Source organism: Cytobacillus firmus (assembly GCF_023715565.1).
Classification (GTDB): Bacteria; Bacillota; Bacilli; order Bacillales; family Cytobacillaceae; genus Cytobacillus; species Cytobacillus firmus_C.
Genome location: NZ_JAMBOJ010000089.1, coordinates 1 through 13,222 on the forward strand (window position 1 = coordinate 1; position 13,222 = coordinate 13,222).

14 protein-coding genes are annotated in these 13,222 nt (G+C 44.2%); 7 read left to right on the top strand and 7 right to left on the bottom strand.

Annotated features, from left to right (window positions below; genetic code table 11):
• Positions 1 to 383: 383 nt before the first annotated feature.
• Complete coding sequence (locus tag M3205_RS23595) at positions 384 to 533, bottom strand: hypothetical protein (RefSeq protein ID WP_251172110.1); 150 nt, start codon at positions 531 to 533, stop codon at positions 384 to 386.
• A 102-nt stretch (positions 534 to 635) separates the two neighbouring features.
• On the opposite strand from M3205_RS23595, the gene M3205_RS23600 reads away from it, so the two are divergent.
• The 6 genes from M3205_RS23600 to M3205_RS23625 all read left to right on the top strand — a co-directional run bounded on the left by M3205_RS23600 (position 636) and on the right by M3205_RS23625 (position 3,932).
• Positions 636 to 1,622, top strand: a complete 987-nt coding sequence (locus M3205_RS23600; protein WP_251172111.1) for a DUF3231 family protein — start codon at positions 636 to 638, stop codon at positions 1,620 to 1,622.
• A gap of 92 nt (positions 1,623 to 1,714) precedes the next feature.
• Positions 1,715 to 2,521: a hypothetical protein gene (locus M3205_RS23605; protein ID WP_251172112.1), complete on the top strand. Its 807-nt coding sequence runs from the start codon at positions 1,715 to 1,717 to the stop codon at positions 2,519 to 2,521.
• A gap of 184 nt (positions 2,522 to 2,705) precedes the next feature.
• Positions 2,706 to 3,194, top strand: coding sequence for a sigma-70 family RNA polymerase sigma factor (locus M3205_RS23610; protein WP_251172113.1), 489 nt, complete (start codon positions 2,706 to 2,708; stop codon positions 3,192 to 3,194).
• 60 nt (positions 3,195 to 3,254) lie between these two features.
• Positions 3,255 to 3,473 (top strand): DUF1659 domain-containing protein, encoded by a 219-nt coding sequence (locus tag M3205_RS23615; RefSeq protein WP_251172114.1) that lies wholly within the window; start codon positions 3,255 to 3,257, stop codon positions 3,471 to 3,473.
• 37 nt (positions 3,474 to 3,510) lie between these two features.
• Positions 3,511 to 3,729: a DUF2922 domain-containing protein gene (locus M3205_RS23620; protein ID WP_251172115.1), complete on the top strand. Its 219-nt coding sequence runs from the start codon at positions 3,511 to 3,513 to the stop codon at positions 3,727 to 3,729.
• A gap of 65 nt (positions 3,730 to 3,794) precedes the next feature.
• Positions 3,795 to 3,932 (top strand): YvrJ family protein, encoded by a 138-nt coding sequence (locus M3205_RS23625; RefSeq protein ID WP_019380521.1) that lies wholly within the window; start codon positions 3,795 to 3,797, stop codon positions 3,930 to 3,932.
• A 34-nt stretch (positions 3,933 to 3,966) separates the two neighbouring features.
• Here M3205_RS23625 and M3205_RS23630 read toward each other — a convergent pair whose 3' ends face one another.
• From M3205_RS23630 to M3205_RS23655, 6 genes are all read right to left on the bottom strand, one after another.
• The gene (locus M3205_RS23630; protein WP_251172116.1) at positions 3,967 to 4,839 is read right to left on the bottom strand and encodes an AraC family transcriptional regulator; all 873 of its coding nucleotides are present in this window, start codon (positions 4,837 to 4,839) and stop codon (positions 3,967 to 3,969) included.
• An 83-nt stretch (positions 4,840 to 4,922) separates the two neighbouring features.
• Entirely contained in the window at positions 4,923 to 5,369 is a 447-nt protein-coding gene (locus M3205_RS23635; protein ID WP_251172117.1) for a helix-turn-helix domain-containing protein, read from the bottom strand.
• A 171-nt stretch (positions 5,370 to 5,540) separates the two neighbouring features.
• Positions 5,541 to 7,052 carry a malate:quinone oxidoreductase gene (locus tag M3205_RS23640; protein ID WP_251172118.1) on the bottom strand — a complete coding sequence of 504 codons (1,512 nt, stop codon included), beginning with the start codon at positions 7,050 to 7,052 and terminating at the stop codon, positions 5,541 to 5,543.
• Positions 7,053 to 7,327: 275 nt separating this feature from the next.
• Complete coding sequence (locus M3205_RS23645) at positions 7,328 to 8,779, bottom strand: glycoside hydrolase family 32 protein (protein ID WP_251172119.1); 1,452 nt, start codon at positions 8,777 to 8,779, stop codon at positions 7,328 to 7,330.
• Positions 8,780 to 8,815: 36 nt separating this feature from the next.
• Positions 8,816 to 10,225 carry a sucrose-specific PTS transporter subunit IIBC gene (locus M3205_RS23650; RefSeq protein WP_251172120.1) on the bottom strand — a complete coding sequence of 470 codons (1,410 nt, stop codon included), beginning with the start codon at positions 10,223 to 10,225 and terminating at the stop codon, positions 8,816 to 8,818.
• Positions 10,226 to 10,372: 147 nt separating this feature from the next.
• Complete coding sequence (locus M3205_RS23655; RefSeq protein WP_251172121.1) at positions 10,373 to 11,362, bottom strand: LacI family DNA-binding transcriptional regulator; 990 nt, start codon at positions 11,360 to 11,362, stop codon at positions 10,373 to 10,375.
• 142 nt (positions 11,363 to 11,504) lie between these two features.
• On the opposite strand from M3205_RS23655, the gene M3205_RS23660 reads away from it, so the two are divergent.
• A complete protein-coding gene (locus tag M3205_RS23660) occupies positions 11,505 to 12,407 on the top strand; it encodes a nuclease-related domain-containing protein (protein WP_251172122.1) in 903 nt (300 codons plus the stop codon).
• The last annotated feature ends 815 nt before the right edge of the window (positions 12,408 to 13,222 follow it).

The window sequence follows — 13,222 nt, forward strand, 5'->3', positions numbered from 1 at the left end:
AGTAGAATCTGCGGAGCGAAATTTTTGAAGTAGTGGAAGGGGCCCCTTCCACTACTTCAAAAACATAGAGCTAAATAACTTGTTTTTCCTAGGAATGAATTTACACAAAATAGTGGACTTGACTCTTCACTTCCTTTTGTGTCCGAAGTTGGACTCGGTTCTGACTCTAACTCGCGCTTCACTTCCTTTTGTGTCCGAAGTTGGACTCGGTTCTGACTCTAATTCGCGCTTCGCTGCCTTTTGTGTCCGAAGTTGGACTCTGTTCTGACTCTAACTCGCGCTTCGCTGCCTTTTGTGTCCGAAGTTACCCCGGGTTCTGACTTTAACCCGCGCTTCCTCGCTTTTTCTGTCCGAATCACACACACTCCAAAACCCCAGCCACCTTACTCACCATCAATTTCACCATCCCCAATCTCATCCTCTTCTTCTACTTCTTCCACCTGATTGCCTTCCTCTGGTTTTTCATCGTTTCCGCATCCGGTTTGGGTGAGGAAGGAAAAGGACTGGAAGCAGATCATCCATAGCTTTCTCACGGTTTTTAATTACTTTTCCCCCTAACTTTTCCAGCCAATCCCGAATCCGTCATTAATTGTAATAATTTTACTTTTAAGAGCAACAATAAGAAAAAAGGAGTGATGGCAGTGCGTTCTAAAGAGCTGACGATCTCTGAGATCTCGAATTTGTGGTCATCTTATTTAAAAAACAGCATGGAGCTTCAGTTTTTCACCTACTTTTTTCAAACAGCAGAGGACCGCAAAGTCAGAAAGATTGTCGGCAGACTACTGCAGCAATCCGGGAAAAACCTAAAGCAGCTCCAGTATTTTTTTCATAAAGAGAGCATGTCCGCGCCAATAGGTTTCACGGATGATGATATAAATATCAAGGCTGGAAAAGTATTCTCTGATCATTTCATTTTATTTTTTTGCCATGATATAACCCAGCTTTCATTGAGTACATATCCAAGCGCCCTGGGTGAAAGCACCCGTAAAGACATCCGGGATTATTTTGAAATCACACTTAAGTTCACGTTAAAGATCCAAAATGAAATTGTGGATCTGATGTTATCCAAGGGCATTTACCCAAAGCCGCCCAAAATCAAGCTTGATGACCGGATCGATTTTGCCCGGAGTATTAAATACCTTAATGGGTTTATGGGCGGATCACGAGCGCTTAATGCTCCTGAAATTGCCAATCTATCCAGATTGACTCACAGGGCCCAATTCTCGAGAAAGATCTTTGCGACCTTCAGCCACATTTCTCAAAGAAAAGACATGAAAGACCATTTCAGTAAAGGAAGAGCTTTGGCAGAGGACGTGCTGCGATCCCTTCAGGAACTAATAGACAAGGAAAATATTCCGGTTTCAACTGACAAAGAGCTTACCCAATTTGACGTGGACCTTCCTCCTTTTTCAGAGAAAATGATGCTTTTTTTTGTGAATACCTGTATCGGAATCTTCTGCTTCAGCATAATCAGCCAGGCCATGACCTCCAGCCTAAGATCCGATATCATCATTAAACTGCTTGGCATCAGCAAGAACATGTCACTTTATTATGGAAAAGGCCTGGTTATCACTATAAAAGAAAACTGGCTCGAACAGCCTCCGCAGGCTGCGGGGAGATAGATTTTCACACTTCTGTCACAGCTCTCTCAAAACCACCCTGTCCTTCTGACCCCTTCATCCATAAATAGAAAGTGAAAGGGTGGTGCAGTTTAATGAATTTGAAATCAGGCAGTGTGGACCAGTTTGAACAGTTTTCTCAATTTACAGATCTTCAGGAATTTAATGCACATTTAGAAATGTGGCTTGCGGTGCATAAGGACAAGTTTTCCAAGGGGGAACTGGCCGGTTTAAAGAGGCTGGTTCGTTTTGCTGCAAAAATTCCCGGGGTATCCAATGCTAAGATCGGAACGGTTTTAAAAGCCATCCACGAAGAATATAACGGCCATGGTATTTCCCGCTCCACGTTTAAAAGAATGATTGCCAAGGCTTCAAATCTTGGCATTTTTACCGTCCATGAAACAGAGAGAAAAAACGGTTCCCAGTCCAGCAACTTATATGTTTTTAATCGTTTCCCCAAGAGTGACCCACCTAAGCCGGAAAAATTGGACCTCCCTAATAAAACTATCAATCTTTCTAAAACTAATAAAAATCAAAAGAGTACTAAACGTAACGAAACCGTCCTCGATCACACTTTTACTAGTGACCATGTACCACAATCATTTATCAGCACAGTAAAATACTTTTTTCCGGAAGCAAAGCAGATTGAGGAATTTTGGAGAATGGCAGTCATTGCAGCCTATAAAAATAATTGTGAATTGAACACTCTTCCAGAAATAGCCCTTCATTCCTTTAAGCAGCTGATCCGGAAAATGAAAACCAATGCCATTGCTAAGCCCATCGCTTACTTCTACGGAATCTTGAATAAGAAATTTGAAGAAAAATACTTTGAAGAATTGCATGAAATGGGGTTTCCGGCTGAGGATAATGCCTTTTCGGTAAAATTTTTTTACAAAAAGTAGCTAACAGCCCCTTGGTTGGGAGTTAAATCCCCTTACTCCAGTCTTAGACCCCATAACTCCGGTCTCAAGGGGCTTAAAAGGCCGGATTATGACTTTTACTGGATTCGTAAAAAAATGGCTGACAGGCTATGTTTGAGCTACCCGGGAATACACAGAGAGCGCGCTTTCCTTGAAGGGATATTTCATGGAGAGTTTTGAACAGTTAGCAGCACAATATGAACCTATGATTCATAACATTATGCGAAAATTGAACATCTATAAAAACACTGAGGAATTCTACCAGCTGGGTTTAATAACCCTTTGGCAGGCATGGAAAAATCATAACGAGGCAAAAGGAGCCTTCCTTTCCTATGCTTACAGTATGGTAAAAGGAAAAATGATGACGGAATTAACCAGGCAAACAAACCAGATTGACCGTTATATCTATCCGGAAGCAGACTTCTGGGAACTCATCGGAGACACCTCACCAGATCCCGGTCCAGAGCTCACAGAAGAACTTTACAAAAAATGCGGACTGTTATCTGAAAACCAAATGAAATGGCTCCACTATACATTATGTGATGAGCTGTCTGTCAGAGAAATTGCTGAAAAAGAACGGGTCTCCCCGTCTGCAGTCAAAAACTGGCGGCACGGTGCCCGTGAGAAGCTGAAGAAAATAATGCAGCTTAATTAAATTCACCCTGTCTTATTCCCCCTCCAAAGTATATATAGAAGGTGAAAGGAGGTGTTCAAGATGGCACAAGCAATTATCACTGATTCCAAACTTCGCCTGGTGTATGAAACAGGCCTTAACGGGCAGGGCAAGCCGGTTCACAAATCCAAAACCTATAGCGGTGTAAAACAATCTGCCACAGCAGACCAGCTTTTCACTGTAGGACTGGCAATCGCTGGGTTATCAAGCTACCCGCTGACTGAGCTGAACAGAAACGACAGCTTTGATATCATAGGCTAATGTCTGAGAAAAATAAATAAAACAGGAGGTGAGAAACATGGCTAAATCACTTGAGATGACATTCGAAACAGAAATGGGCAAGGAAACCAAGCTTTCGGTGGACAGTCCGAAGGAGCCGATTGATCCGGCAGCTGTAAAAGCAGTGATGGAACAGATTATTGCGGCCAACGCTTTTGACGGCAATGGCGGTGACCTTGTTGCTGCTAAAGGCGCCAGATTAGTAGAGCGCAATATAACAGATTATGAATTAATGTAAGGTAAAAGAGGCCGGATTCTTTGGAACCCGGCCTTTTCCTAGATGAATAGAAAGGAGAAAGTACGATGGAACAGATGGTCACCCTGATCAGCGAACTCGGCTTCCCGATTGTGGTCACGCTCTTTTTGCTGAACCGGATCGAAGCCAAGCTGGACGTTGTTGTGTCCTCAATCCAGGGATTGCCGGATCGCCTGAAGGAATAATAGACGGGACTCCACTAGCTAAGGCTTAGGAGTCCTATTTTTTTGCAACCGGAATCCAGATTTCACTGCGGAATGCCGGTGAATCCGTGTCTTTGCTTTCATTCCAGAGAATTTCCGGCCCTTCTATTTGCTGATAGGAAGAGGATGGGAACCATTCCGAGTAAATCCTCCCCCATACATTCTGAAGCGTTTCTGGAAACGGCCCCACTGCTTCAAATACTGCCCATGATGTGGCCGGAATTTCAAGAGATTCCATCCCCGCAGGACATTCCTTTGTAGTGGCCGCTCCGATATAATGGTCAAGCTCACCCTTTTCTTCCATTCTTCCTTCAGAAAAATTGGCTGATGCACTGATCAGGCCGAATGGCTCTGTGTCAGATAAACTCTTGAGCTTCATAATCTTTTCTTCACTCAGGCTCTTCCACATGGACGCAATCTCAGGGTTCACTCCGTTAAAAATAATCGGCACCCGCTTCTTTAAGCCCACAATTCGAAACGCCTCTTTCTCCTCAATACGATAGTTCATTTCAGTTCCTCCCTTAATAGATAGATGGAAGGTCATCGGCGGATAAGCCTTCAGGGCGTGGCCATTGCTCCTTGCTTCTGATGGAGTGATACCATGAAGCTGCTGGAACGCCCTGGTAAACGAATCAGGCGAGCTGTACCCATATTTCATGGCTACCTCAATGACCTTAGCCCTCTGGTCCTTCAGGTCAAAGGCAGCCAAGGTCAGCCGTCTCCTGCGGATGTATTCGGAAAGCGATACCCCGGCCAGAAAGGAAAACATTCGTTTAAAATGGTACTCCGAGCAATAAGAAAGCTTAGCCGCTTCTTTGAAATCAACCTCTTCAGCTAAATGCTCTTCTATATATTTCATCGCCCGATTCATATTTTGCAGCATATCCATATCGATGACCTCCTTGTATCTAAAGAATAGCAGGAGCTGGTGGTGTGAACCCGACAATCCATGCACAGAAATGCAGGATTCCATTACTCCTTTTTATATTTCTTTTTTAACGCGTCTGAGGCAATACCCCCGCCTACCATTAATACCAGCGGACCAAAGTTCCAAATAAATCCGCTAAGAGCGATTTCCATATCTGTGAAATTTTTAAGTCCTAGAATACCCAGTTTAATGAGCAGCATGGCCAGTCCGACTAAGAATAAAATCTCAAAGAATACTTTCATTCTTGGATAAGCCAATTGCCTGCTGTCCTTTATCACTTTCTCTGTCAATTCCCCGTCACTCCTTAACAATTCATCAATCGTAACCCCAAACAAATCACTCAGTTTAATAATGATTTCAATGCTTGGATAGTTCTGGCCATTTTCCCATTTAGAAACAGACTGGCGGCTCACATACAGCTTTTCAGCCAGTTCCTCCTGTGACCATCCTTTCTCTTTTCTCTCCTTTTTAAGCTTTTCAGCAAAGATCATAATTACAAATCACCTTTCTCTAAATCGGTCATCTCATTATGGTAATTTTTCGGGTCAAAAGTAAAGATAGGAATGGTTGCAGGCGGGCGCACGCTGGGGTTGCGGGGTTGTACAAGTGCATTTACAGCAAAGAACCCCCAAACCGAATTCGGCCTGAGGGTCCTATTATAATCAGTTATAAGCAAGCTCCTGATGCGTTTCCTTTTCGCTGAGGCCAAGCACCTGCCCTGTAGATTCATGAATCTCACGGAACAGCTTAGGGTTTTCAGAGAGTGACATACCGTAGGACGGAATCATTTTCTTAATTTTAAAATGCCATTCGTCCATTTTCTCAGGGAAGCACTTCTGCAATACTTCAAGCATGACATTCACGGCTGTTGAAGCACCCGGTGAAGCTCCGAGCAGGGCAGCAACCGATCCGTCAGACGCACTGACTACTTCTGTGCCGAATTGCAGGGTTCCTTTTCCGGCAGGTGTATCCTTGATGACCTGCACACGCTGGCCGGCTACTACGACACTCCAGTCTTCGCTCTTTGCGTTTGGAATGAACTCACGCAGTTCTTCCACACGCTGTTCATGGGACAACATCACCTGCTGAATCAGATATTTTGTCAGCGCCATTTCCTTTGCACCTGCAGCGAGCATGGTGATGACATTGTCCGGCTTAACAGACTTGATCAAGTCCAAATTAGAGCCTGTTTTCAGGAATTTCGGTGAAAATCCGGCAAATGGGCCGAACAGCAGGGATTTCTTGTTATCAATGAATCTTGTATCCAGATGCGGCACAGACATTGGAGGAGCACCCACTTTGGCTTTTCCGTACACCTTCGCATGGTGCTTCTCAACGATTTCCGGATCGTTGCAGACAAGGAACAGTCCACTTACCGGGAATCCGCCAATATGCTTCGATTCAGGGATGCCCGTCTTCTGCAGCAGATGCAGGCTTCCGCCGCCCCCGCCTATAAAGACAAACTTCGCCTGATGGTTTTCGGTTGTACCGCTTTCCATATTCCGCACTTTTACATTCCATGATCCATCGCCGGCACGCGTTAAATCCTGGACGCTGTGCTGATAATGAACATCAACATTTTTGCTCTTTAAATGGTCAAACAGCATGCGCGTTAACGCACCGAAGTTGACATCCGTTCCGGAATCGATTTTTGTAGCTGCAATCGGCTCATCGGATTTACGGCCTTCCATCATCACCGGAATCCATTCCTTTAGCTTCTCAGGATCATCGGAAAATTCCATGCCCTGAAACAGCGGATTAGCTGACAGCGCTTCCAAACGCTTTTTCAAAAACGATACATTTTCTTCTCCCTGAACAAAGCTCATATGAGGGATTGGCATAATAAAGTCCTGCGGATTGGTAATCAGGTTATTTTCTACAAGATAAGACCAAAACTGTCTGGAAAGCTGAAACTGTTCATTTACATTGATCGCTTTAGCGATATCTATTGATCCATCGGATTTTTCAGATGTATAGTTAAGCTCGCACAATGCCGCATGTCCCGTCCCTGCATTATTCCATTCGTTAGAGCTTTCTTCTCCTGCGCCGGCGAGCTTTTCAAACACTTTGATTTCCCATTCCGGTGCTAACTCTTTCAATAAAGATCCCAAAGTCGCGCTCATGATTCCGGCACCAATTAAGATAACGTCTGTTTTGTTCTGTACGCTGCTCATTTTAAACCCTTCCTTATCCCAGAAATTTGCCAAAAATTGCAGGCGCTTTGCTCAGGCATCACTACTAGAAAGACATCACCCAAGGACGCACCTTTTCCGTCACACAAAGTACATATTCTATTCTATTATAATGATTGATAAGGTAATATTGCTAGCATTATCTGATAATTATATACTATTTTAGACAAATTAGAAAGATGGCGGAGTTTGGAGGAACGAAAACAGCAGATAAAACAATTCCAGTATTGGAAGTTTTGTCTGCTGTTTGGTCTCTTTTATGCCTTTTTTAGAATTTCCTGCAGGTGCCACAAGGATACCGAAACAACTGCATCCCCGCTAAAGAAAATCGTTTCATCGTCAGAATCAGGAAAATACCGTGCGGTAAATACTTCCTCTCCTCCATTTATGAAAATCTCCAGTGAAGATTGGTCCATAAACACATGCAGGTTAGTCAGATCTGAAATCCGGCAGGTTCTTGACTCCTTCAATCCTGATTTAACATTTCTTCTTTGCAGCTGGATTTCCTTTTGGTCCGGATAATAAATAAGAGAAGCCTCATTGCGGAAATCCACTTTGAATATTCCCCTTACATGCTTAGAGAAGTTCAGGATCAGCTCTGCGGTTTTACCGCTTATTCCATCCAACTGCAGCCTTTCACCCTTTACCTTTACATCCTGAAGCTCCATTTTATCTTTGCGGAGCTTTTTCAATGCTTCCACAGGTGTCTGTATAAGCCTGCCGTTTTTCATATTCAATACCCGTGGCATCGTCAATGCATGGATCCAGCAATAACGGACCGTCGGCTGGCTGGATTCTGCTTCATCTGTAATGCCCATCCACCCATAAAGAATCCTCCTGCCTGAATCATCTTTAAAGGTTTGCGGAGCATAAAAATCAAAGCCGCGATCCAGTTCAGCAAAGGAACCATGTGTAAACTGCGCTTGTTCGTAATTAAGCTTTCCGGAAAAATATCCTGATTGAAAGAGATTATGGTATTCATATCCATTAGGCTCAAGTCCCTGCGGTGAGACAAGCAATATCTCCTGGCCATCAAGCTCAAATAGATCCGGGCATTCCCACATATAGCCGAAGCCTCCAAGACCATTCAGTTGGGAGCCGGCAACCTTGCCCTTTTCCTGCCAATGGAGTAAATCCTTTGATTCAAAGAGGACTGCAGCCCCCTCATGATCAAGGGTCTGCGCTCCAACTATCATATAGAAGCGCCCATCCTTTTCCCAGACCTTCGGATCCCGGAAATGAGCGGTATACCCTTTGGGCAGTTCCAGGACTGGCCCTTTCTTTTCAAAATGGATGCCATCCTCAGACACAGCAAGACATTGATATGTTTCCCGCTGATCATCCTCCGTCTTCACATTTCCTGTATAAAAGAGATACAGCTTTCCATCATGCTCAATAGCACTTCCGGAATAGCAGCCATTCCGGTCATACCACTGATCAGGAGCGAGCGCAATTGGCTCCTCCTGCCAACGGATGAGATTGGTGGACGAGTAATGTCCCCAATACTTTGCACCATGGGCAGTCTCAAACGGGTTCCATTGATAAAACACATGATAAACACCCTTGAATTGAATTAAACCATTAGGGTCATTCAGTAAGCCTACAGGCGGCATGAGATGATACTTCAGCCGGAATGGATCCTGACTGATTAAGTGACTGTTTTTTTCTGCCTCCATGCGGGCCTTCTTGATTAAATCGATTTCGGTCATATTAGAACATCCTTGCTGTTGATATTTCTTTTACTGTTACTGTCCCTGTTCCACTTCTTTCTTTGCCTTATCCGAGAATCCAAACATCCATGTCAGAGCAAAGGCTACTGCGATGGCAATCACATTGACTAAAATATACAGGAGAACCTGGCCATTCAAGTAAAGAAGGGTGCCCGGAATAACGGTTACGGCCATTCCTGTCGCTTTCAGCTGCAGCAGGGAGGCAACGAACCCTCCGGCAGCTCCGCCAATCAGTCCCATTAGAAACGGCTTTCCATAGCGCAGATTGACACCGAACAATGCCGGCTCGGTTATTCCCAAAAACGCAGATAGAGCGGACGGGAAAGCCAGTGCCTTTAACTTGGCTGATTTTGTTTTTAAAGCAACTGCTAACGTGGCACCGCCTTGAGCTGCAACGGCACATGTAACAATTGCGTTGTAAGGGTTGCTTTTATATTGGGCCAGAAGCTGTATCTCCAGCATGTTGAAAATATGATGAACACCAGTGATAACGATAAGCTGATTAAGTCCTCCGATCAGGATTCCGCTGATTCCAAACGGCCATGAGAGCACCGTGATGGTGACATCCAATATGCTTTGCTCCACCATATGGAATATAGGTCCAATGACCATAAGTGCTAATCCAATCATGATCAGCAGGGTTAAAAACGGAGTTATGATTAAATCCAGCGCATCCGGCACCCGTTTTCGAATGGCCCTCTCTAATTTTGCCCCGATAATCCCGGCAATAAAGGCTGGAAGGACAGAAGCCTGATAGCCGACAACAGGAATAAATCCAAAAAAGTAAATCGGTTCAACACCTCCGCCTGCTACATCCCATGCATTTGGGAGGGAAGGGCTCACAAGCATTAACCCCAGAATTAAACCAATGATCGGAGTCCCGCCAAACACTCTAAAGGTTGACCAGGCGACAAGAGCCGGAAGGAATATAAACGCCGTATCCGTCAGTACCTGAGTGAATAAGATGAAATTTTCTGATATATCAGCTTCTGTCATGCCAAATAAAGCAAGGATCTCCTCCTGCATCACGAGCCCGCGCATTCCCATAAATAGGCCTGTCGCGACCAGGACCGGAATAATCGGTACAAAAACATCCCCGAATTTCCGGACCGCCCTTTGGAAAGCTGAACCGCTTTTAACCGCTTCTTTTTTCTGCTCTGATGCTGACATGGATTCGATATCCAGGCCGGATACCTCTTCATAGACTTTATTAACGGTTCCTGTACCAAAAATAATCTGATATTGGCCCGAATTGAAGAATGCTCCTTTTACCTTATTGATGCTTTCAACTCTTTCCTGATCAATTTTTTCCTTGTCATTCACCATGAGCCGCAGCCTGGTCGCACAGTGGGCTACAGACTGAATATTTTCCCTGCCGCCGACAGCGTCAATTAATTCTTCCGCAATTTTACGATACTCCGACATCCTCTTCACCCCTATTTTTATAATCTTGTGGAATCGATTCCATACTGAATAAAAAATAATGGAACGCTCCTCTGTGAAATCGATTCCATAAAAGCAAAAATAAAAGTGTAATCGATTAAATCTCGTATGAAATCGATTACACGCCCATTATATACTTTCTCTCTCTACAAGTCTATAATTAATTTCCCGGGTTTTTTCCAGGCTATGCTCCCCGCTGATTTTTTGCAGTATCAGCAAAGCTGCTTCCCTCCCCGCATCTTCAAAGGAAAAATCAATGGTTGTTAAGGCTGGAGTGATATATTTAGACAGCTCAGATCCACCCATGCCTGCAATCGCCACATCACCGGGAACGGAATAGCCATTTTGCCTTAGATACTGCAAGGCGCCAATCGCCAGACGGTCTGTCACAGCCAGGACTGCCTGCGGTTTTTCTTCTGCAGACTCCATAATATTCTTCATGCCATTATAACCGGAATCAATATCAAAAATCCCCTTCTGAAGCCAGCCCGATTCAACCGGAAGCTGATGCTCCTTCATGGCATCAAGGTATCCTTGTTTTCGCAGGTAACCCACCGCACGGTCGGCCTCATCCACTCCAATAAAAGCCATTTTTTTATATCCCTTTCGGATTAGCAGGTATGCCATATCCCGCGCAGCCTGATATTCATCAAAAATCACACTCGTCAATTCTTCCGCATGCTGCCCCACTATGATAAATGGGATGTTCAGCTGGCGGATTTCAGAAATTAATTCCGGCTCCACGTTTGTTGCTGACAGAATCATGCCGTCCACATTCCTGCTTTTAAGAAGCCGTATATATTCAATCTCTTTTTCGGCGTGAAGATTTGTATTAGCAAGCAGAATTTGATAGCCTTCTCCGGCCAATACTTCATCAATCCCATTTACCAGTCGGCTTGATGTTTCCGTACTGATCTTTGGGAGAATAACCCCGATAACCTTTGTTTTTTTCGTTCGGAGCGACTTTGCATGGGCACTTGGAACATAACCGGTCTCCTCTATTACAAGCAGAACCCTTTTCCTCGCGTCCTCACTCACATAACCGGAATTATTCAAAACCCTTGAAACAGTTGTCCGAGAAACCTTCGCCCTTTCTGCTATTTCCTTAATGGTAATCATCTAAGTCCTCCCGGGCTAAATAGTCTATTATCATTTTACACAAATGAATGGAAAAGGAAATAGCGGTCTCTAGTATCGGTGCAATATGAATTGTTATTTTTTAAATTTGCTATAAAATAATGGTAAAGAAAGGAAGTGGAGAATGTTAGTAAAAAGAAGATTTCCGTCAGATGAATTAAGTTCCATGCGATATTTAAACACCCGAATGGAGTTAACTGAAAAGGAAAAGCAGCATTGGTTAAACCTTGAAAAAGGCTATGAAGGAGAGATTAAATTTGACCTTCTCACAGAAAACCTGACCGAAGAAAGACTGGTGATTCATGACCTTTTACTTGAAGTAAACAACTCCTATTTTCAAATTGACTCCTTGATCATTTCAGAAGGAATGATCCATTTAGCAGAAATTAAAAATTTCCAAGGAAACTGGCACCTCGAATCAGACAAACTATACGCTGTAAATACCGGCCGGGAATATAAGAATCCTGTATACCAATTAAAAAGAAGTGCTGCCCTATTCCGCCAGCTTCTTCAAACTCTTCAATCTAACATACCCGTTGACGCCTCCGTTATTTTCATCAACACAGAATTCACCTTATACCAAGCCCCAATGAACCAGCCCATTATTTTGCCCACCCAAATAAACCGCTATCTGAAAGACTTGAATACCCCCTCCAAATTAAACGAGGGTCACCGAAAACTGGCCCGGCAATTACTTTCACTCCACCAAACCAAAAATCCCTACTCCATGTTGCCTGAGTATCACTTTCACCAGTTGAAAAAAGGGATGTACTGCAAGGATTGTCAGTCTCTTCTCAATCGTATAAACAAGGGCCTCTTATGCGAAGAATGCGGCAGGCATGAAAAAATAGAACAGGGTATTTTGCGGAATATAAAGGAATTTAAGCTCCTCTTTCCCGGGAAAAAGCTGACGACCCAAAGCATTTATGAATGGTGTAATGCCGATATTAGCAAAAGAACTTTCTCCAGGGTATTAAAGAAAAACTATACAATGCGGGGCAGCACCAGTAATACCTATTTTGAGTGAGAGGTTAGGATTGAATGAAAGAGATTGCGTTTAGCAGAGATTTTAGGTGTTGTATACGGAAGTAATCTTTTTTTAGTTGGGCAGGGTGCCGGGTTCTGACGCTAGTTCCAGGGTTTCTTCTCTTTGTGGCAGAAGTTAGCCCGGGTTCTGACGCTAGTTCCAGGGTTTCCTCTCTTTGTGGCAGAAGTTAGCCCAGGGTCTGACGCTAGTTCCAGGGTTTCCTCTCTTTGTGGCAGAAGTTGACCTGGGGTCTGACGCTAGTTCCCCGGTTCCTTCTCTTTGTGGCAGAAGTTGACCTGGGGTCTGACGCTAGTTCCCCGGTTCCTTCTCTTTGTGGCAGAACTTGACCCGGGGTCTGACGCTAGTTCCCGAGTTCCTTCTCTTTGTGGCAGAAGTTGACCCAGGTTCTGACGCTAGTTCCAGAGTTCCTTCCCTTTGTGGCAGAAGTTGGAGCAGGTTCTGACACTAGTTCCCCGGTTCCTTCTCTTTGTGGCAGAAGTTGACCCAGGTTCTGACGCTAGTTCCCGAGTTCCTTCTCTTTGTGGCAGAACTTGACCTGGGTTCTGACGCTAGCTCCCGAGTTCCTTCCCTTTGTGGCAGAAGTTGACCCAGGTTCTGACGCTAGTTCCCGAGTTCCTTCTCTTTGTGGCAGAAGTTGACCCGGGTTCTGACGCTAGTTCCAGGGTTTCCGGTCAAGCCCATATAATTGTGTAAAAAGAAAATGAGTCAAATTAATTCCTTTGGTCAACAATGTTATCAGCTACGAAAAACAAGTTGGAGGAATTAATTATGACTCAATTACAGTTTAACCTAAA